The 19,123-nt window shown below is 29.4% G+C and carries 20 protein-coding genes; 12 read left to right on the top strand and 8 right to left on the bottom strand.

Features of this window, described 5'->3' with window-relative positions:
* The first annotated feature begins 2 nt into the window (after positions 1-2).
* The 3 genes from ABXT45_RS06185 to ABXT45_RS06175 are packed head-to-tail and all read left to right on the top strand — an operon-like array spanning position 3 to position 1,930.
* On the top strand, positions 3-473 hold the full coding sequence (locus tag ABXT45_RS06185; RefSeq protein WP_415313204.1) for a nucleoside deaminase: 471 nt from the start codon (positions 3-5) through the stop codon (positions 471-473).
* A 2-nt stretch (positions 474-475) separates the two neighbouring features.
* Entirely contained in the window at positions 476-1,387 is a 912-nt protein-coding gene (locus ABXT45_RS06180; RefSeq protein WP_415313202.1) for a urate hydroxylase PuuD, read from the top strand.
* 18 nt (positions 1,388-1,405) lie between these two features.
* Positions 1,406-1,930: a phosphoribosyltransferase gene (locus ABXT45_RS06175; protein WP_415313200.1), complete on the top strand. Its 525-nt coding sequence runs from the start codon at positions 1,406-1,408 to the stop codon at positions 1,928-1,930.
* Positions 1,931-1,974: 44 nt separating this feature from the next.
* On the opposite strand, the gene ABXT45_RS06170 is transcribed toward ABXT45_RS06175, so the two are convergent.
* The gene (locus ABXT45_RS06170; protein WP_415313199.1) at positions 1,975-3,264 is read right to left on the bottom strand and encodes an NCS2 family permease; all 1,290 of its coding nucleotides are present in this window, start codon (positions 3,262-3,264) and stop codon (positions 1,975-1,977) included.
* 158 nt (positions 3,265-3,422) lie between these two features.
* Between ABXT45_RS06170 and ABXT45_RS06165 the strand changes: the two genes are divergently transcribed.
* Positions 3,423-3,725: a hypothetical protein gene (locus ABXT45_RS06165; RefSeq protein ID WP_415313197.1), complete on the top strand. Its 303-nt coding sequence runs from the start codon at positions 3,423-3,425 to the stop codon at positions 3,723-3,725.
* Between the two features lie 11 nt (positions 3,726-3,736).
* Here ABXT45_RS06165 and ABXT45_RS06160 read toward each other — a convergent pair whose 3' ends face one another.
* Positions 3,737-5,812: a S9 family peptidase gene (locus tag ABXT45_RS06160; protein ID WP_415313195.1), complete on the bottom strand. Its 2,076-nt coding sequence runs from the start codon at positions 5,810-5,812 to the stop codon at positions 3,737-3,739.
* A 17-nt stretch (positions 5,813-5,829) separates the two neighbouring features.
* Between ABXT45_RS06160 and ABXT45_RS06155 the strand changes: the two genes are divergently transcribed.
* Positions 5,830-6,336, top strand: coding sequence for a J domain-containing protein (locus tag ABXT45_RS06155; protein WP_415313194.1), 507 nt, complete (start codon positions 5,830-5,832; stop codon positions 6,334-6,336).
* Here ABXT45_RS06155 and ABXT45_RS06150 read toward each other — a convergent pair.
* Positions 6,333-7,298 carry a glycosyltransferase family 9 protein gene (locus tag ABXT45_RS06150; RefSeq protein WP_415313193.1) on the bottom strand — a complete coding sequence of 322 codons (966 nt, stop codon included), beginning with the start codon at positions 7,296-7,298 and terminating at the stop codon, positions 6,333-6,335. The genes ABXT45_RS06155 and ABXT45_RS06150 overlap by 4 nt on opposite strands.
* A 50-nt stretch (positions 7,299-7,348) precedes the next feature.
* On the opposite strand from ABXT45_RS06150, the gene ABXT45_RS06145 reads away from it, so the two are divergent.
* Genes ABXT45_RS06145 through ABXT45_RS06135 form a run of 3 tightly spaced genes read left to right on the top strand, consistent with a single transcriptional unit; the run spans position 7,349 to position 10,633 of the window.
* Positions 7,349-8,233 (top strand): dihydrodipicolinate synthase family protein, encoded by an 885-nt coding sequence (locus ABXT45_RS06145; protein WP_415313191.1) that lies wholly within the window; start codon positions 7,349-7,351, stop codon positions 8,231-8,233.
* A complete protein-coding gene (locus tag ABXT45_RS06140) occupies positions 8,234-9,424 on the top strand; it encodes a class I SAM-dependent methyltransferase (RefSeq protein ID WP_415313189.1) in 1,191 nt (396 codons plus the stop codon). It begins immediately after the preceding gene.
* 30 nt (positions 9,425-9,454) lie between these two features.
* Positions 9,455-10,633: a hypothetical protein gene (locus tag ABXT45_RS06135; RefSeq protein WP_415313187.1), complete on the top strand. Its 1,179-nt coding sequence runs from the start codon at positions 9,455-9,457 to the stop codon at positions 10,631-10,633.
* Between the two features lies 1 nt (position 10,634).
* Here ABXT45_RS06135 and ABXT45_RS06130 read toward each other — a convergent pair whose 3' ends face one another.
* Genes ABXT45_RS06130 through ABXT45_RS06120 form a run of 3 tightly spaced genes read right to left on the bottom strand, consistent with a single transcriptional unit; the run spans position 10,635 to position 11,936 of the window.
* Positions 10,635-11,177, bottom strand: a complete 543-nt coding sequence (locus tag ABXT45_RS06130; RefSeq protein ID WP_415313186.1) for a tetratricopeptide repeat protein — start codon at positions 11,175-11,177, stop codon at positions 10,635-10,637.
* A 45-nt stretch (positions 11,178-11,222) separates the two neighbouring features.
* Positions 11,223-11,570: a thiol-disulfide oxidoreductase DCC family protein gene (locus ABXT45_RS06125; protein WP_415313184.1), complete on the bottom strand. Its 348-nt coding sequence runs from the start codon at positions 11,568-11,570 to the stop codon at positions 11,223-11,225.
* Positions 11,571-11,573: 3 nt separating this feature from the next.
* Complete coding sequence (locus ABXT45_RS06120; RefSeq protein ID WP_415313182.1) at positions 11,574-11,936, bottom strand: rhodanese-like domain-containing protein; 363 nt, start codon at positions 11,934-11,936, stop codon at positions 11,574-11,576.
* 110 nt (positions 11,937-12,046) lie between these two features.
* Between ABXT45_RS06120 and tldD the strand changes: the two genes are divergently transcribed.
* The 3 genes from tldD to ABXT45_RS06105 are packed head-to-tail and all read left to right on the top strand — an operon-like array spanning position 12,047 to position 15,752.
* Positions 12,047-13,459, top strand: coding sequence for a metalloprotease TldD (tldD, locus tag ABXT45_RS06115; RefSeq protein WP_415313181.1), 1,413 nt, complete (start codon positions 12,047-12,049; stop codon positions 13,457-13,459).
* A gap of 5 nt (positions 13,460-13,464) precedes the next feature.
* Entirely contained in the window at positions 13,465-14,784 is a 1,320-nt protein-coding gene (locus ABXT45_RS06110; RefSeq protein WP_415313179.1) for a TldD/PmbA family protein, read from the top strand.
* A complete protein-coding gene (locus ABXT45_RS06105) occupies positions 14,781-15,752 on the top strand; it encodes an NAD(P)/FAD-dependent oxidoreductase (protein ID WP_415313178.1) in 972 nt (323 codons plus the stop codon). Before ABXT45_RS06110 ends, ABXT45_RS06105 begins: the two co-directional genes overlap by 4 nt.
* A gap of 2 nt (positions 15,753-15,754) precedes the next feature.
* Here ABXT45_RS06105 and ABXT45_RS06100 read toward each other — a convergent pair whose 3' ends face one another.
* The gene (locus ABXT45_RS06100; protein WP_415313177.1) at positions 15,755-16,435 is read right to left on the bottom strand and encodes a DUF6134 family protein; all 681 of its coding nucleotides are present in this window, start codon (positions 16,433-16,435) and stop codon (positions 15,755-15,757) included.
* A gap of 52 nt (positions 16,436-16,487) precedes the next feature.
* On the opposite strand from ABXT45_RS06100, the gene ABXT45_RS06095 reads away from it, so the two are divergent.
* Positions 16,488-17,135 carry a YczE/YyaS/YitT family protein gene (locus tag ABXT45_RS06095; RefSeq protein WP_415313175.1) on the top strand — a complete coding sequence of 216 codons (648 nt, stop codon included), beginning with the start codon at positions 16,488-16,490 and terminating at the stop codon, positions 17,133-17,135.
* Here the strand turns inward: ABXT45_RS06095 and typA are convergent.
* Positions 17,132-18,958 carry a translational GTPase TypA gene (gene typA, locus ABXT45_RS06090; RefSeq protein WP_415278088.1) on the bottom strand — a complete coding sequence of 609 codons (1,827 nt, stop codon included), beginning with the start codon at positions 18,956-18,958 and terminating at the stop codon, positions 17,132-17,134. The two genes, ABXT45_RS06095 and typA, sit on opposite strands and share 4 nt — an antisense overlap.
* Between the last annotated feature and the right edge of the window lie 165 nt (positions 18,959-19,123).

The following is a 19,123-nucleotide window of genomic DNA, read 5'->3' as shown; positions in this document are numbered from 1 at the left end:
ATATGAACACAAAAAATAATTTCATGCTTAGAGCCATAGAACTTTCAATGAATAGTGCTAATAATGACGGTGGGCCATTTGGGTGCGTGATTACTAAGGAAAATGAAATCATTGCCGAAGGTTCAAACAAAGTAACCCTATCTAATGACCCTACAGCGCATGCTGAAGTAGTTGCAATTAGAGAAGCGTGCAAAAAAATGAATACATTTAAGCTTACAGGATGTGACTTATACACAAGTTGTGAACCATGCCCCATGTGTTTATCCGCAATATATTGGTCACATATAGATAATATATTTTATGCAAATACTAGAGAAGATGCAAAAAATATTGATTTTGATGATTCTTTAATCTACTCAGAAATTTCAAAAAAAAATGAAGATAGGCAAATTCCAATAAAACAAATGTTAAGAGATGATGCATTAAAAGTCTTTGAACTTTGGAGCAAAAAAAAAGATAAGATTAAATATTAAATATGGATTTTTTACCTTATACAATGAAATGGTTAGAGCTTGTTTTAAGATGGGGACATGTTTTATTTGCTATACTGTGGGTTGGTAATAGTTTTTTATTTAATTATTTAGATAATAAACTTAATAAAAGTATTTCAAGCAGCACTATTGATGGAGAAGGTTATTTGATGCACTCTGGATATTTTTATAAATTAACAAGGTTAAAAAAATCTCCACCGGTAAATTATCTTAAAAGTTTAGTAATTTTCAAATGGCAAAGTTATTTAACATTTATAACTGGAATTTTACTTTTATTTGTTATTTATTATTATAATTCTGGGATTTTAATGGTTAATAAAAAAGTCTTAGAAATATCACCAATCTCTGCTGTTTTAATTTCAATTTTATCTTTATATTTTTATTGGCTTGTCTATGATTTTTTATGCAAGTCCTCAATAATTAAAAATAATATACTTTTTATACTTATTAGTTTTTCTTTGTTGTTGCTAACCTCTTTTGGTTTGACAAAAATATTTACACCAAAGTTTGCATTTTTAAGTGTTGGACTGATATTGGGTACAAATATGTTTGGTAATGTTTTTACTGTAATAATTCCAAATCAAATGAATATAATTAAAGCTAGTTTAAAAAATAAGAAAATTGACAGTAGTTTATCTTTAGCGGCAAAACAAAGGTCAATTCACAATAATTACTCTACTTTTTTAGTTCTATTTATTATGCTGTCTGGTCACTACAGTTTTATAGTTTATCATAAATATAATTGGTTAATTCTTTGTGCGATCGCAATAATATCGGTAACAGCAAGGCATTACTTTAATTTAAGGGGTAGAAAAATAATTAACAATTCTATATTAATAATTTCTATTTTAGCGTTTATATTTTTAGCGTTTTTAATTTTTTTTTTTAAACCATAACAAGGATATCAAGTTACAATGAGTGAAAAATTAATTGTTAGTTGGGATGATTACAATAATACTGTCGAGAGGCTAGCTATTCAAATTTATGATAGTGGTTATGAACCAACTTTATTAGTTGGTATAATGCGAGGGGGTGCCCCAATGATTGATGTACTTAGTAGAGTTTTTAAATTGAAATGTGCTTATTTAGCAGTTGAATCTTATAGTGGCAAAGGTGTCGAAGATGAACAAGGAGAAATAGTTTTTTCTAGAGAAATGAGCTCTATAGCAAAAAATATGGGTGGCAATATCCTACTATGTGATGATCTTTCAGATACAGGGATTACTTTAAACAAAAGTGTTGATTGGCTGAAAAAATACGAACCTATAAAAGGTAAAATTGACAACATTAAAACAGCAACTTTGTGGAAAAAGCAAAAATCAACTTTTGATCCAGATTATTGTGCTGTAAAATTAGAAAATAACCCTTGGATTATACAACCTTTTGAAGTGTACGAAGAAATAAGGATTGAAGATATTAAAAAAAAACACCATAAATAAAAAGGGCGATCCGAAGACCGCCCCAAATAAAGTATTTTAATTTCTTAAGATACGTAAAAACTAATTAAACTTAATATTGCTATAACCCAAATAGCTGGGCTAGTACTACCAAATTTTCCAGTGAAAATTCTAATAGCAGCATATGAAACGAATGCTAGCGCAATACCATTCGAAATCGAATAAGTAAAAGGCATTGCAATCATTGCAAGTACAGCAGGTCCTGCTTCAGCAGCATCATCCCACTCTATATCTGTTATATTACGAAGAAATAAAGTTGAGATATAAATTAACGCAGCAGCATCAATTTCTTTTGGTAGTGATGTTGCTAATGGACTAAAGAACAAGCATAATAGGAATAACAAACCTATTACTAGTGAAGTCATACCTGTTCTTCCACCAGCTTTTACACCAGCTGCACTTTCAACATAAGTTGTTACCGTTGAAGTACCCATCATCGCACCTGCAACAGTAGATACACTGTCTGACAACATTGCTTTATCAATATCTTTAATCTTGCCATCACTTCCAACCTTCCCAGCTACATTTGCAACACTAGTTAGTGTTCCTGCAGTATCAAAGAAATCTATGAAGAAAAGTGTAAAAATTACAGTTACCATAGAAGCGCTAAGGGCAGCACCTAAATCAAAAGTCATTAGATGAGTCATTGGAGGAGGTGATGATACAACTCCATTAAAATTAGCCCAACCACCAAGCCATGCAATTATACTAAAAGCGACAATACCAATAATAATGTTACCTTTAATTTTCATTTTTTCCATTACAATCATTGAAATAAAAGCAGCAGCACCTAATAAAGTTAGAGGATTGCTTAAGTCACCAAGTTTTACAAGCACAACAGGGTCATCAGAAGTAAGCCCCATTAATTGAAATCCAATTATGGCTAAGAATAATCCGATACCAGCACCAATTCCAAGTTTTAAACTTTTCGGAATAGAATTTATCAACCATGCTCTAAGAGGTGTAAGTGAAATTATCAAGAATACTACACCTGCGACTAAAACAGCACCAAGAGCTTCTGCTGGTGTATATTTCATTCCCAGACAAACTCCGTAAGCAATAAAAGCATTTATTCCCATTCCAGGTGCCAAACCTACTGGCCATGTTTTAGCATAAAAGGCTGCTATAAAGCATGCTATTGCGGCAGCTAAAGCTGTAGCAGTAAAAACACCACCAAAATCAAAGCCTCCATCCGCAAGTATTACTGGATTTAAAAACATTATATAAGCCATTGTTAAAAATGTAGTTACGCCGGCTATAACCTCTGTTTTAAAGTCCGTTTTATGTTTTTTGTAATCAAAATAATTATCTAACATTTGATCTCCTTTAAGTTAAGTTAAGGTTAATCTAATTGATTCTCTCACTAAAATCTCTCTGATATTAATAAAAAAAACACTTTTTAGTTTAATCTGAACGATTAATACAACCTAAAAGTTAATGTTAGTAATTTTGATATCATGATAAGATTACATAAGTGAAAAATATAATTTCTATTAAACTAATATTTTTATTATTTTTTTTGACTAGCTGTCAAACGATCAAAGATAAAACAGATGAAATTGTTGAAAAAGAAAATGCTAAGTTAAGTGAATACATTGGAAAAACCTCAAGTAATTTGCAAATGGAATTAGGCAAGCCAGATGAGGATTTTAAAAATGACAAAGGCAACTTAGAGCTTGTTTACAATACTAAGAAATATGGAATTCTTTGTGAAAGAAGATTTGAAGTAGATTCTAATTCGATTGTAATTGGCTTTGTGTCAAACGGTTGTTTCTAACAGTCAAGTGACTAAATTTTTTCAGAAATTTTTAATGCAAATGCATAATCTAATGCAATTTCTTCTATAGCTCCATCTCTACCAGATTTACCACCATGACCTGCGTTCATTTCAGTTTTTAAAAGTAATAAATTATTATCAGTTTTATATTCTCTAAGTTTGGCAGTAAATTTTGCTGGCTCATCAAATAATACTCTGTTGTCACTTAAACTGGTTGTGATCAGCATATGAGGATAATCCATTTTTTTTATATTGTTATAGGGAGCATAAGAATAAATATAATCAAAATGATCTTTTTTATCTTTTGCATTTCCGAACTCATCAAATTCCCCAACTGTTAAAGGTAAGGAGTGGTCTAAATTAGTTGTCAAAGAGTCGACAAATGGTACTGCCATTATAATTCCTAGAAATAATTCAGGGGCTTGATTAACTACAGCACCCATAAGAAGACCACCTGCAGAGCCACCCATACCTATTATCTTATTTTTTGAGGTATAATTATTTTCAATTAGGTACTTTGCAGAGGCAATATAATCTTCAAAAGTATTTTTTTTATTAAGAAGTTTTCCTTCTTTCCACCACTTCATACCTCTTTCCATACCCCCTCTAATATGGGCTGTAACCCAGATGATATCTCTATTAACTAAACTTAATCTAGTAGTAGAAAAACTAGGGTTCATAGAACTTCCGTATGAGCCATAACCATAAAGAAGTAATTGAGCACTTCCATCCATTTCAGTATCTTTATGTCTTGTAATGGTAAGAGGAACTAACCTTCCATCATGTGATTTACAATCAACCCTTTCGACAATGTAGTCATCAGGATTATGACCAGAAGGGATCTCTTGCTCTTTAACTAATTTTTTTTCTTTTGTGCTTAAGTTATAAGAGTAAACTCTAGACTGTGTTTTAGGTGAAGAATAACTTATGTATATCTCATCTGTATTTTTATCTCTTTGCATTAAAGATGCGCCAGGAACATACACAATTTCATCAGAAAAAATTAGCTCTTCTTCTTTTCCGGTTATAATATTTTTTACAAATAACTTATCCAAAGCATCTGAAGTTTCAGATCTTATGATCCAATTTTTTAAAAACGTTAACCCTCCAATCAGAACTTCATCCTTTGCAGCAATAAAGGTTTTCCAGTCAGGTTTTTCTAAACTATCACTAATGTCTATTTTAAAATCTTCAGCATTTTCATTGGTATGATTGTAAAATTTACCGTCCCAAGAATTAACAGAATAAAGAATTCCTCTTTGTCTTTTTTTTATTAATTTGGGCTTAGGATTTTTTTCATTAACATCGAAGTAATATTGTTCAGAAGTATTATGGTCTGAAGAATTAATAAAAAAATACTTATCATCTGAGCTTAAACCAATTCCAACCGTGAAAGCTTCACTTTTTTCTTCAAAAATTAATTGATCTTCACTAATTTTAGTTCCTAATTTGTGTCTATAAATTTTTCTTGGTCTATGATTTGCATCAAGTTTTGAATAAAAAATATATTGATCATCTAAACTAAAAGTTATGCCACCTGATGTCTCTTCTATTTTGTCAGTAACTAATTTTTTTGTATTTATATCTCTAATATATATTGTGTAATATTCAGAACCCTTGGTATCCAAAGAATATCCTAAATATTTATCATTAAAACTAACTTCTAAATCACCAACACCAAAGTATTCTACATTTAGTTTTTCTTTTTCTTCATCACCATTCCAAATTTCTTCAATATTATTGGTACCAATCTTTTTTCTTAATTTTATAGAATAATTTCCGTTGGTTGTTGTTTTTGACCAATATTCATAATCAAAATCTTTAAAAGGTAGAGACTCATCATCCAATTTTATTCTTCCCTTAATTTCGTTAAATAATTTTTTTTGAATATTTTTGGTATCTGATAAGTGAAAATCTGTATAAGAATTTTCTTCTTCAAGATATTTTCTAACTTCAGGGTTTAATTTTTTGCTATCTTTTAAAACGTCCAGGATGTCATCTTGATGTATCCAGCTATAATCATCTTCCCAACTGATATTATGACACGTTTTTATTTCTAATTTTTTTTTAAGTTGTGGTATTTTCATGGATACAAATTAAATATATGAATATTATTCTTTATACACTAGTTTTTTTGGGAATTATTTACTTTTTACTTAAATTAGCAGCTAACATTTCATCAAAAAAAATAACAAAACATTTAAGAAAATTAATTTTTTTAGGATTAGTAATCTTAGCAATATTACTTGTGGTTGCAGGTAAGTTTTTATTAAGTATACCACTTACGTTGCTTAGCTTAGCTTTAGTTAAGTTAAAAGGGTTTTCAATATTTCAATTAATTGGATTATTTAGACTTATACAAACACTTAGAAACTCTGGGAGATTTTCATTTAATCAAAATAAAAATATTAAAAATTCTTCTAAAATATCTATAGAGGAAGCCTACAAAATTTTAAATTTAGATATAAAAAAAAATATTACTAAAGATGATGTTAAAAATGCATATATAAAAATTCAGAAAAAAATACATCCAGACATCTCACCAGAGACCACAAGGTTATCAACTATTGTAAATGAAGCTAAAGAGATTGTATTAAGGGATATTTCTTAGTTAAGAATTTTTTTTAATTGATCAAAAATTTTATCTGGATTAATTTTATCTTTACCTAAAGTATTATGTGTTACTGTATTCTCTCCATCTGGGATAATTGGATACATTCTTGGACTGTAATTTCCATATACCATTGGTGTGTCTGCCATTAAAACAATTGTTTTAACGCCAAGGCCTGACGATAGGTGACTAAAACTTGAGTCATTGCAAATAGAAGCATCACAATTTTTAATTATCGGTAAGGTTTCACTTATACTTAATTCATCTAAGGGAACACATTTATCCTTAAATTTTGTATCAAGTATTTCTTTTAAAATTTCTTGTTCCTCTTTATCTTTACCAGTAGCTAAGAAAAATCTACATTTATAAACGTTAGAGATTAGATGCATAAGTTTTATAAATGTTGTAGCAGGAATTCTTTTGGTTGGACCCGACCCACCTATACCAAGTATAATATTTTTTTGATCATTGTTAATTTTAAATTTTGATTTTATATCTTGTACAGATTTATCATTGATAAAAATTTTTGGATCACTCTCTACAGTTAAATTTAAGTTTTGTTTTATAAATTTTTTTGCAGCATCAACCATATGTTGGTTTTTTTTTGCAAATAAGGAATATTGATGAATATTTTTAATACCAGCAAATTTTGCAACTAAATAAAATCTAAGCGATGAGTTAAAAATAAAGATTTTATCAAAATTATGTTCTCTAAGCTCTTTTGCTAAGTTTAGAAATCCACTAAAACCTTTATGTTTTGCTTCCTTGAGTTTATTGCCTTGTTCAAGAATAATTATCTTTTCAATATTTTTATTATCTTTTAAGAACTGTTCTGTTTTTGAACTTTGTTTAACTAGAATACTTACCGGTGTATTATACTCTTTAGAAATAGCATCTATGAATGGAAGATAGATTATCATATCTCCAATTCCCATTTTATTTTGCACTACTAAAATTTTCATTTAATACTTTATCATCTTTACTAAATTTTTATTTTATATAAGTTTAGCATATGAGTGAAATTAAAGGTATTTACGCGGCATCAATGTCGGTATTTAATAGCGATTTAAGTCTAAACATTGAAAAGACAGTTAATCATGCTGAAAAAATAATAGATATGGGTTGCCATGGTGTTGCTATTTTTGGAAGCACAGGACAAGCACAACTTATATCTATCAGTGAAAAAATTGGTTTATTAAATAAATTATCAGAAAGTAAATATAAGGAAAAATATTTAATTGGAACTGGACTTAATTCTTTAAACGAAACTATAAATTTAATGAAGGTTGCGAACTCTTTAAATTTTAGTGATTTTTTAATAATGCCACCTGCTTATTATAAGTATGGTGATAGCGAGGTAATAGAGTTTTATTCGAGAGTAGTTGATGCTGTACCAGACAGTAGGATTGTCTTATATAACTTTGAAAAATTGTGTGGTTATAAATTTAGTATTGAATGTGTTGAAGAGCTTGTTAAAAAATTTCCAAAACAAATAGTGGGAGTTAAAGATAGCTCTTACAACTTATATGAAAATTTAAAGATTGATAATTTTTCAGTTCTACCGGGATCAGAGTCAAAACTCTTAAAAGGCTTGGAATTGGGGTGTACTGGAATTATTACAGCAACTTGCAATGTAACAGCAGGATTATCACGACAGGTTTATGATGATTTTATCGAGCAAAAAGAGCAAACAAAAAATGAAATGCTATGTGATGTCAGAAATACTTTTGAAAAGTTTAATCTAATCTCAGGGTTACATTCTTTTATGTCTGATGAAAATAAAATTTACAAAAATGTTCTGCCCCCTGTCAGTATTTTGAATGAAAAAGATAAATTTTTATTAATAGAGGAGCTTAATAAACTTAACTTCAGACTAGGATCTTTAAAGGCGGTTTAGATGCAATTAGCAAGGTTTTTAAATAACATATTTAGAAATGATGGCTTCATACTGGTTGATGCTAATTTAAAAAAGTACATTATAGGCTCTCCCAAAAAAAAAACTCCAATTACACTTAAGATTTTAAAAAAGAAACTTCATTATAAGTTACTATATCGCCCAGATCTATACTTTGGAGAAGCTTATTCTGATGGAGATATTGTTATTGAAAATGGAACATTGACTGAATTTTTAGATTTAGCACTTATGAATATTGGAAGAGGAGAAATTAATTTTTTTAGTCATCTTATAAATAAACTAAGTGGTTCATACAGATATCTTACAAATTTTAATTTTATAAAAAAATCTAAAATGAATGTTTCTCACCATTATGATCTATCAGACGATCTATATGATTTATTTTTAGATAAAAAAAGACAATATTCTTGTGGATATTTTAAAAATGAGAATGACACTCTAGAAGACGCTCAAAATAACAAGATACAACACATAATAAAAAAATTAAACATACAACCGAATCAAAAAGTTCTTGATATCGGGTGTGGGTGGGGATCATTAGCTTTAGATATTGCTAAATCTGCAAATTGTGAAGTAACAGGAATTACTTTATCACAAAACCAATTAGAATATTGTTTAAAAAAAGCTAAAGAGCTTAATTTAGAGAGTCAAGTTACATTTAAGCTTATGGATTACAGAGAATTAGATGAAAAATTTGATAGGATTGTTAGCGTTGGAATGTTCGAACATGTAGGCAGAAAATTTTATAAAAAATTTTTCAAGCAAGTAGAAAAACTACTTAGCAATAATGGTATTTCTTTAGTTCATACCATTGGTTCTGTTAATCCACCTAGAGACCCACATCCGTGGATAACAAAGTATATTTTTCCAGGCGGGTACACACCAAGCTTAAGTGAAGTAACCACACCAATAGAAAAAGCAGGGTTAGTAGTATCTGATATTGAAGTCCTCAAACTACATTATTCACATACATTGAGATATTGGAAGGAAAACTGCATAAAAAATAAGGAAAAAATTATTAAAATGTATGATGAAAGGTTTTTTAGAATGTGGGAATTTTACCTTGCTGGATGCGAAATTGCTTTCAAATGGGGTGATCAGGTTGTGTATCAATTCCAACTAACCAAGAGTTATACATCCACACCTATTACAAGAGACTATATTTATCATTAATATATTGATAAATCATAACTTCCTTAAAGTATGAAAAAAATAAAAAAAAAGTCAGCTAAAAAAAAAGCAGCTAAAAAAAAACCGGTTAAAAAAAAACCAGTTAAAAAAATACCAGCTAAAAAAGTACCAGCTAAAAAAAAACCGGTTAAAAAAAAACCAGTTAAAAAAATACCAGCCAAAAAAAAGCCAGCCAAAAAAAAGCCAGTTAAAATAAGTGGAAGCTTAATATCAGCAATAATCAAACTTCAGCATTCTTTAAAACCAGAATTTAATTTCAAAATTAATTTTAATTTAGAAAAATGTATTCAAGCCTTTTTTGATAATATCGCCAATAGAATATTTGAGTATAAAACTTTAAAAGCTGAAGAAAAAAGAAGAAGACAACTTGAGGAAATTGAAAAAAAAGAAAAAGAAAAATTACAAATTCAAAAGCAAAAAATAAAAGAAGAAGAAGAGCAAACTAAACTCAAAGAAAAAGCATTAAAAGAAGAAATTAAACTTGAAAAAGAAAGAGCAAGAGACATAAAATTATTTTTACGTAAGGAGCAAGCATTACTTAGGACGGAACATGCTGAAAGACAAAAACAATTTCTAAAACAATTACAGTTAGAAAAACAAATAGAAAAATTTAGAATAAGAGAAATTAAAGAATTAGAAAAGCTTGAAAAGATTTCATTAAAAGAAAAAAGAGATGATTATTCTGGTCTTCAAGCAAGAATAGAAAAACTAAAAGAAAAATATAGAATTATACGTGATCAAAAAATTAGAGAAAGAGTAGAGGCTCTAGGAGTAAAAATTAAAGGTGATGAGGATAGAGAAACTTTACTTCAAAAAGAGAAAGACTATAAAATTGCAAGGCAGAAAATTGAACTTTCTCTTGAAAGTTTTTACAGAAGTGCCAGCAGTTTAGTTTTTCAACTTAACAAGCGACACGTTACTAGGCATATGTCCATTTTTAGATGCATTGATCAAAGATTTGAAACTGGTGAAATATTTATCAAATGGGATGAAGCACCAGATGAAGAGTGGCTGCTATTAATTTATATAAAAAATAATTCCCCTGACGAAGGAATAGTCATTGAAGATAAATCAAACCCAGAGAAAAATTCTTCTCATGAATTCAAATCAAATGAAATATTTAAAGCCTCTGATCTAATGGTCGACTCTCTAACGCAGTTAATTTCAAGAAAAAGAGCTAAAAAAGATTAAATTAGATACTATCTTCTTTAATTAGTCTTTCAATTTCAGGTATTAGTTCACGACTTTTAAATGAGGGGTAGAATTTTAATGCGCTCTCAATACTCTTAATTGCTTTTTCATATTCTTGAAGTTTTATGAAAATTCTTGCTTGTCCCGATAAAGCCCCAAAGTGTCTAGGCTCTATATCTAAAACTTTATCAATATCATTTAATGAATTTGTAAACTGACTCATTAAAAAATATAAAGTTGCTCTTTTATTCCAAGCTTCAGACCATTTAGGGTCATTCTTTAGTACGTTACTGAAAACTTTTAGTGCATAATTATAATCTCCATATTGCATCAGCTCAGTTCCAAACTCTAACTTTTCAGTTAACCTAAGATCATTGGGATGTTTATTCCAAATAGACCAAATTTTTTGTTCCAATAAAGCAGCACTTTTTGAATTATTAATATTTTGAAGTTGATCAAAAAGATTATTTAAATTGTTTTTTTGAGAGGACTGAACAGAAGAAATAAAACTAAATATAAATAAAAATAGTATAAAAAATTTCATAAATAAAATATATTTTATTCAGCACCTTTTCTCAACATCAAAAACCTATTTTAAAAGTTGTTTTTTATTTTTTAAAAATAAAAAGAAAGCAATAATTTCATAAAAAAATGAAAATAAAGTAAAAACTATTGGAGCTTTAAAAAAATTATAAAGAAACTTATACTTAGGAATTTTCTTCCATACCAATAAAAAAGCTTCCGCTCCTCCGATTACATTCTCACCATCTTTCACATGAAGTCTACGTAGAAGGTTCTCTGCATTCTTTTGAGTTTCTATTTCAGCTGATTTATTATTTGTGACATCTACCCACTCTATGTCTTTAATATTTTGTTTTTTATACAAATTTATTTCTGCTTGGCAAATTTTACATGAATTATTAAAATAAACTTTCACAATCTATTTCTTATCTTTCCAAGCTGTCATTCCACCAGTCATATTTTTTACGTTTTTTATTCCCATTTCTTTCATAGTTTTTGTTGCAAGTGTGCTTTGACCTCCAAGACCACAAAAAACTATATATTCTTTATCAGGATTTTTCTTAAACATTTCATTTTCTAAAGGACTTCCATCAGCAAGATAAAATTCTAATAAGCCTCTTTCTAAATTTACAGCATTACCAATAGTTTCTGACTCAAAACTATCTTTATCTCTTACGTCTACAAATTGCACATTTGGGTCATTTAGTTTTTCTTTAGCTTCATCAACTGAAATATTCTGTATCTCGTTAGAAACGTTCATTAATTCATCAAATTTTTTCATTATATTGTCCTTTTTTTTAATTTATCCCTAAAATTATAGAGAATCCGATAGATTGTATATGTGCGAAATACGACAATTGAAAAAATAATTATAACTATTATTTGTTATGTATGAGTGATTTTTTTACTAAAACAGATTTATCAAGAAAAGATGCGGAAAGTATTATTTCAGAAACATTAAATAATTGTGATGATGGTGAACTTTATTTAGAAAATTCTAAAAGCGAATCTATTATACTTGATGATGATAAAATAAAGAGCTCCAGCTATAGTTCTGATCTAGGATATGGCTTAAGAGCCGTAACTGGTGAAGTAGTAGCTTATTCTCATTCAAATGAAATTTCAAAAAAATCATTAAAACAATCCGCCAATAATCTAAGCTCAACATTAAAATCTCAAAAAGGTATTTACAACCATGAAATTCCACAATCTAATGAAAAATTTTATAAAGATGTTAATCCAATAGAAGAAAAATCACTACAATCTAAATTGGATCTTTTAAAAGAAGTTAACAACTATACGAGAGCTAAAGGTGGAATAGTGCAACAAGTCACCGCTAGTTTTTCAGGTGAACATAAATCTATAGAAATTATAAGATCTGGAGGTGAAGTTTTAACAGATGTAAGACCTTTAATTCGTTTCAATGTTTCGGTTATGCTTGAGAAAGATGGAAAAAAAGAAACAGGAGTTTATGGAATTGGTGGAAGACAATCTTATGATGAATACCTTAAAGATGATAATTGGAAAAAAGTATGTGATGAAGCATTTAGAATTGCTTCAGTAAACCTTGAAAGTAAACCTGCGCCAGCAGGAGAAATGAAAGTTGTTTTAGGATCAGGTTGGCCAGCAATACTTATTCATGAAGCTATAGGACATGGCCTTGAAGGTGACTTTAATAGAAAAAAAACATCTGCTTTTCATAATTTAATGGGCCAAAGAGTTGCCAGTGAAGGTGTTACTATTGTTGATGATGGAACTATTCATAATAGAAGAGGAAGTTTAACAATAGATGATGAGGGGACACCAACTGAAAAAACTGTTTTAATAGAAAACGGCATATTAAAAAATTTTATGCAAGATCGGCTTAATGCTAGATTGATGAATACAAGATCCACAGGTAGTGGAAGACGAGAAAGTTACAAACATGTTGTTCTGCCAAGAATGAGAAATACCATGATGTTAAATGGAAAATATTCTCAAGAAGAGATGATTAAATCGGTTGATAAAGGAATATTTGCAGTAAGTTTTGGTGGTGGGCAAGTGGATATTACTTCAGGAAAATTTGTATTTAACTGTACAGAAGCTTATGAAATTATTAACGGTAAAATTGGATCACCTATTAAGGGGGCAACGTTAATTGGTGATGGTCCTTCTATTTTAAAAGAGGTTTCATTAGTTGGAAATAACATGATGCTCGACCCAGGTATTGGAACTTGCGGAAAAGCTGGCCAAGGTGTTCCAGTAGGTGTGGCGCAACCATCGATCTTAATTGATAAAATGACTGTTGGCGGAACTCAATTATAAATCATATGGTTAAAGATCAAGATTATTTAAAAAAAACAGCTTCTTTTTGCATAGATTTAGCAAAAAAACTTGGAGCAACAGATTCAACTGCTGCTGTGATGCACTCCATCTCAGAAACGGTAAATTTTAGAAATAAAAAATTAGACGAATCTGATAGATCAGATAGTTTAGGCGTTAGTCTGACAACCTATATTGGTAAAAAAAAATCAAGTATTTCTTCTTCAAATCTTACAGAAGAAAATATCAAGACATTGGTAGAAAGATGTATTGAGACAACAAAAATTACTCCAGAAGATGAATATAATTCATTGCCGGATAAAGACTTACTGGCTAATAAAATTAATGATCTAAATTTATATGATGATGACCATATAGAGAATGATGAAAAAATTGAATATTTAAAAGAAGTAGAAGAAGCTGCATTCCAAAAAAAAGAAATTATTAATACAGAAACTGGTTTCTCCGAGTCAAAATCAAATTTTATATTAGCAAGCAGTGATGGTTTTTTAAATGGCTATAAGTCTTCTTCTTTTTCAGCATCATGTGTCGCCGTAGCAAAAGATTCTAATAATAAAATGGAAAGAGATTATGAATTTACCAGTACTTGTCATCTAAATGATATGTTAAAGCCTAGCCAAATTGGTGCAATAGCAGCAAAAAAAACATTACAAAAATTAGATCCAAAAAAAATAGAAAGTGAAAAAATTAGTATTGTCTTTGATAGAAGAATTTCAAAAGGAATGTTGAGTGTTTTTGCAAGTGCAATATCTGCTTCTTCTATTGCAAGAGGTACATCTTTTTTAAAAGATAAAATTAATGAAGAAATATTTACATCTTCAATAAATATTTTTGATAAACCCAATATAATTAAAGGATTAGGTTCAAGATATTTTGACTCTGAAGGGGTAAAAACTGATGAATTAAAATTAGTAGATCAAGGTATTTTAAAACATTATTTAGTGGATACTTACAATGGGAAAAAGCTAAACCTTAAGTCAAATGGTAGAAGTGGTGGAACAAGTAATTTATATTTTGAAAAAGGTTCTATTTCATACAAGGACTTATTAAAATTAAACCAAAGAACTTTATACGTTACAGAAACCATCGGTCATGGAAGCAATTTAGTTACAGGAGATTATTCAGTTGGTGCCACAGGGTTTATGGTTGAAAATGGAGTGTTTAAATATCCAGTAAGTGAAATAACTATTGCTGGAAATTTTAAAGACATATTCAAAAACATTACCTTAGCTGACGATCTTGAGTTTAAATATTCTACAAATGCTCCTACGATGTTAATAGAAGGTATGGTAGTTGCAGGTAAATGAAGGACTTTTGTATTATTGGTTCTGGCATTTCTGGTGCAACAATTGCAAACTCCCTTAGTAAAAAATATTCATTAGATGTTTATGATAAGGCAAGAGGGGTTGGGGGAAGATCATCTAATAAAAAGCTTAATAAGAATGAAAGCTTTGATCATGGTGTTCAGTATATTTCACCAAAAAGTATCCAATTTAAAAGTTTTATAAAAAGTTTAATTTCAAAAAAAATTCTTAAAAATTGGACGGGAAATCATATTTTTCTTAATGATAATAAAAAAGAGGATAAGAACCATATTAAGATAATTGGTAAAAAGAGAAATAATGCAATTAGTAAATATTTATTAAAAAATATTAACTGTAATTTTGGTAGTGAGGTTATTAAAATTGCTAACAGAAAAAAAGTTTGGGAAATATCTTTTTCAGATGGATCAATAAAATTTTATAAATCTTTGATATTAACTTGTCCATTCCCTCAATTAAAAAAACTTTCAAAAAAATATATTAAACATTCATTTATCAATAAAAGAATTAAAATGGATGCGAATATAACTGTCATGATGACAACAAAAAAAAGTAAACTTAATGTTAGTAGTTATTTTTTTAATGATAAAATTTTAGGCTGGGCTGGAAATGAAAATAGTAAAATGCGTTTTAAAAGTAAAAATGATCTTTGGACCTTACAAAGTACTTACTCATGGGCAAATAAAGAGATTAATAAAAATCGAGAAAATAACAAACTGAATACAAAAATTTTGATTGAGCAGTTTTTTAAACTTACAGGTATCAAAAAAACTAAAGTTTTATTTTCATTAAATCATGGATGGAAATATTCATCTAACTCAAAACCTTTAAGAATTAAAAGTTACTGGAATTCCTCGTTAAACCTTGGAGTTTGTGCGGATTGGTTTGTTGGACCTAGATTAGAATCAGGATGGATAAGTGCTCAAGATCTTTTTAATAAAATAAATAAATAATTTTATTCAAACTTTTTAACCTTATATTCCCAATTTCCTAATCTAGAATAAGTAACTTTTAAAATTAAAGAATTTTTTTTATTAAACCATATATCAAAATTAAGTCTTTTATCTTTTGGTAAAGACATGTCTTTTGAGGTTAATTTAAAATGATCTACCTCATAAGTTTTACCATAAAGTTCAATTTTTTCTTTACCGATAAACGTCACTATCTGTTCTTTGATACTACCTGATACTGGGCTAATTTGACTATCAGTTTGCAAAATTTTGTGGCTCCACCAGTTTCCTATTACGTTTTTTGTTGATGCCACACCACTATAGGAAGAACCTTGAATATCAAATTTATCTGTTTGTTCATTAAATTCTAAATCTACATATTTTTCTTTATCATTTTGAAGTGTTTTAGAATTAAAAGAAATCAATTTATCTTTAATATATTTTTCTTCTCCGTACCCATCAATTTCAAAAATTGTTGCCCCAAATAACTTTACTGTAAACTTAATTTGATTTGTGACTGTTGTCTTATCTCCATCCTTTTTAAAAAAATAGTAATTATAGCCAATTACTTCACCATCTTTTAAAATCTCCATTTCAATTTTATTAAATTTATTATAATGTGCCATGTGGGCATTAGAGCTAAGTGAATATGTTAAAAAGAAAATTAGTATAAAAAATTTTTTCATAAAGTGTTAACAATAATAGACTTTAATTTTAAAAGAAGTAATTTATTAAAAAATGTTCTTGAAAATTAAAAATATTCCTAAAGTTTATTGGAGTTCTGAAAAACCATTAAATCATAAACCAAAAATTTCAACTTTCTTTTTTTTGTGTCTTGGATTAACTTTATTTGGTTTAGGTGAGGGATTACTAATTGTCTCTTTTGCTGGAGCCTCACCCTGGTCTGTTCTTGCACAAGGTATTGCATTGAATGTCGATTTTTCTACTGGAATAATAACTATATTTGTAAGCATTGGTGTTTTACTTTTGTGGTTACCTTTAAAACAAAAACCTGGAATTGGAACAATCTTAAATGCAATAATTATTGGCTTGATGATTGATATCTGCATAAAATTTGTGCCAACACCTGAAAATTATATTTATCAAATATTTTTGGCCATTATAGCGGTACTCACAGTAGGGCTTGGTGGTGGTATTTATCTAGTGGCTAATTTAGGAGCCGGACCAAGAGATGGACTAATGGTTGGTTTACAAAAAAAAACAAATTTACCGATTGCTATTGTTAGAGCTTTTCTTGAAATTACAGTGATGTCTATCGGTTGGTATTTGGGCGGTACAGTAGGAGTTGGAACTTTATTATTTGCTTTTGGAATTGGACCAGCTGTTGCTCTTAGTTTATTTATTGTTAGAAAGTTTTTTAATTAAAGAGGTGTTGACGATTTTTCGTTCTTTTTTCTATCATTAGGATTAAGAATTGCTTTTCTCAATCTAAGAGATTTAGGAGTAATTTCTAATGCTTCATCAGTATTTAACATACTTAGCTGTTCTGCAATTGACATTTGTCTTACTGGAGTTAGCACAACGTTTTCGTCAGTTCCTTGAGTTCTCATGTTAGTTAACTGTTTACCCTTCATAACGTTAATAATCATATCGCCAGCTTTTGGGGCCAATCCAACAATCATTCCTTCATAAACAGGATCATTATGAGTTACAAACATTTCACCTCTCGCCTGTAAGTTAAATATCGCAAATGCAACAGCTTTTCCGTTTGCCATTGAGATTAAAGCACCATTTTTTCTGCCATCCATCTCACCTTCAAATTTTCCATAACCATGGAAGATTCTATTAATTACACCAGTACCTTTTGTTAAAGTTAAAAACCTACTTGTGTAACCCATCAAGCCTCTTGTTGGTGCATGAAAGATTAATCTTTTTTTATCTTTTCCTGTATCTTTAAGATCGAGTAATTTACCCTTTCTTCTGTTCATCGAATCAATAATTTTTGATGAAAACTCTTCATCTAAATCAACTGTGATTTCTTCAATAGGCTCCATTCTGTTTCCATTTTCATCTTTTTGAAACAAAACTTTTGGAGGGCTTACTGTCATCTCAAAACCTTCACGTCTCATTTGTGTTAATAAGATTTCAAGCATTAATTCACCACGTCCACTAATTACAAAAGCATCTACATTATTATTTTGAGAAAAAGAAATCCCAACATTGTTTTGTGCTTCAGTGACCAATCTATCTCTGATTTGAGTACTTGTTAATTTTTTACCTTCTGTCCCAGCTAAAGGTGAACTATTAACGCTTATAGTAATAGACATAGTGGGAGGATCTATGGGCGTTGCGTGTATTGGTTCAGTCACTTCTAGATCACAAATTGTATCAGCTACGTTAGCTTTTTCTAAACCTGCAATTATAACAATATCACCCGCTTCACCAACTTCGATGGGTACTTTTTTTGTTCCCTCGTATCTAAAAATTTTAGTTAATCTACCTTCATCAACTTTCTCACCTTTAAGATTTATTGCCTTAATAGGTTGATTAGCTTTTGCTGTACCTTGAGATATTTTTCCAACCAAGCTTCTTCCTAAAAAACTATCTGCATACAATAAAGTAGATAGCATTGCGAAAGGCTTCGTTTTATCAAGCTCAGCAGGATTTACATGCTCTATAATCAAATCTAATAGTGGGTGAAGATTTTCTCTTGGTCCATCAACTTCTTTGCTAGCCCATCCAGATCTTCCACTAGCGTATAAAACTGGAAAGTCTAATTGCTCTTCATTTGCATCTAAACTTACAAATAAATCAAATGTTTCATCTAAAACTTCATCAGCTCTTTGATCTGCTTTATCTAATTTGTTAATTATAACAATTGGTCTTAATCCTTGCTTAAGAGCTTTTGCTAAAACAAATTTTGTTTGAGGCATTACACCTTCAGCAGAATCGATAAGTAATAATGCTCCATCAGCCATACTTAATACACGCTCAACTTCTGCAGCAAAATCTCTGTGACCAGGTGTATCAATAATATTAATTCTTGAATCTTTCCAGTTGATTGAAGCAGGTTTAGCTAAAATAGTAATTCCCCTTTCTTTTTCTAGCTCACCAGAATCCATTAACCTTTCATCAACAACTTCATTTTCTCTAAATGAACCACTCTGTTTCATAAGGGTATCAATCATGGTAGTTTTACCATGGTCGACGTGTGCAATAATTGTGATGTTTCGAATATTGTTTTTCATAATTTGAGGCTTTTATACATCAATTGAGTCATTTGAAAACTTAAAAAAACTCATTATTTCCTTATTAAAGCTATTTTAATAAAAAATTAGCTTCTTGTGATTATTAAAAAAACGTATAGATATCGCTATACAAATTAGACGTATTAAAGGATTAAGAGCATATCT

The sequence above is a fragment of the Candidatus Pelagibacter sp. Uisw_106 genome, assembly GCF_047724975.1.
Lineage (GTDB): Bacteria > Pseudomonadota > Alphaproteobacteria > Pelagibacterales > Pelagibacteraceae > Pelagibacter.
The sequence above is the reverse complement of the archived record's forward strand: the minus strand, read 5'-3'. Positions and strand labels throughout refer to the sequence as shown.

Excerpts from the sequence above, each read along its gene's own strand:
- ABXT45_RS06180 (WP_415313202.1), top strand. The coding sequence starts at position 476 with ATGGATTTTTTACCTTATACAATGAAATGGTTAGAGCTTGTTTTAAGA.
- ABXT45_RS06170 (WP_415313199.1), bottom strand. The coding sequence starts at position 3,264 with ATGTTAGATAATTATTTTGATTACAAAAAACATAAAACGGACTTTAAA.
- ABXT45_RS06140 (WP_415313189.1), top strand. The coding sequence starts at position 8,234 with ATGCAATTAGCAAGGTTTTTAAATAACATATTTAGAAATGATGGCTTC.
- ABXT45_RS06175 (WP_415313200.1), top strand. The coding sequence starts at position 1,406 with ATGAGTGAAAAATTAATTGTTAGTTGGGATGATTACAATAATACTGTC.
- ABXT45_RS06120 (WP_415313182.1), bottom strand. The coding sequence starts at position 11,936 with ATGAAAAAATTTGATGAATTAATGAACGTTTCTAACGAGATACAGAAT.
- ABXT45_RS06135 (WP_415313187.1), top strand. The coding sequence starts at position 9,455 with ATGAAAAAAATAAAAAAAAAGTCAGCTAAAAAAAAAGCAGCTAAAAAA.
- ABXT45_RS06110 (WP_415313179.1), top strand. The coding sequence starts at position 13,465 with ATGGTTAAAGATCAAGATTATTTAAAAAAAACAGCTTCTTTTTGCATA.
- ABXT45_RS06105 (WP_415313178.1), top strand. The coding sequence starts at position 14,781 with ATGAAGGACTTTTGTATTATTGGTTCTGGCATTTCTGGTGCAACAATT.
- ABXT45_RS06100 (WP_415313177.1), bottom strand. The coding sequence starts at position 16,435 with ATGAAAAAATTTTTTATACTAATTTTCTTTTTAACATATTCACTTAGC.
- ABXT45_RS06145 (WP_415313191.1), top strand. The coding sequence starts at position 7,349 with ATGAGTGAAATTAAAGGTATTTACGCGGCATCAATGTCGGTATTTAAT.
- ABXT45_RS06095 (WP_415313175.1), top strand. The coding sequence starts at position 16,488 with ATGTTCTTGAAAATTAAAAATATTCCTAAAGTTTATTGGAGTTCTGAA.
- ABXT45_RS06155 (WP_415313194.1), top strand. The coding sequence starts at position 5,830 with ATGAATATTATTCTTTATACACTAGTTTTTTTGGGAATTATTTACTTT.
- ABXT45_RS06160 (WP_415313195.1), bottom strand. The coding sequence starts at position 5,812 with ATGAAAATACCACAACTTAAAAAAAAATTAGAAATAAAAACGTGTCAT.
- typA (WP_415278088.1), bottom strand. The coding sequence starts at position 18,958 with ATGAAAAACAATATTCGAAACATCACAATTATTGCACACGTCGACCAT.
- ABXT45_RS06185 (WP_415313204.1), top strand. The coding sequence starts at position 3 with ATGAACACAAAAAATAATTTCATGCTTAGAGCCATAGAACTTTCAATG.
- ABXT45_RS06150 (WP_415313193.1), bottom strand. The coding sequence starts at position 7,298 with ATGAAAATTTTAGTAGTGCAAAATAAAATGGGAATTGGAGATATGATA.
- tldD (WP_415313181.1), top strand. The coding sequence starts at position 12,047 with ATGAGTGATTTTTTTACTAAAACAGATTTATCAAGAAAAGATGCGGAA.
- ABXT45_RS06130 (WP_415313186.1), bottom strand. The coding sequence starts at position 11,177 with ATGAAATTTTTTATACTATTTTTATTTATATTTAGTTTTATTTCTTCT.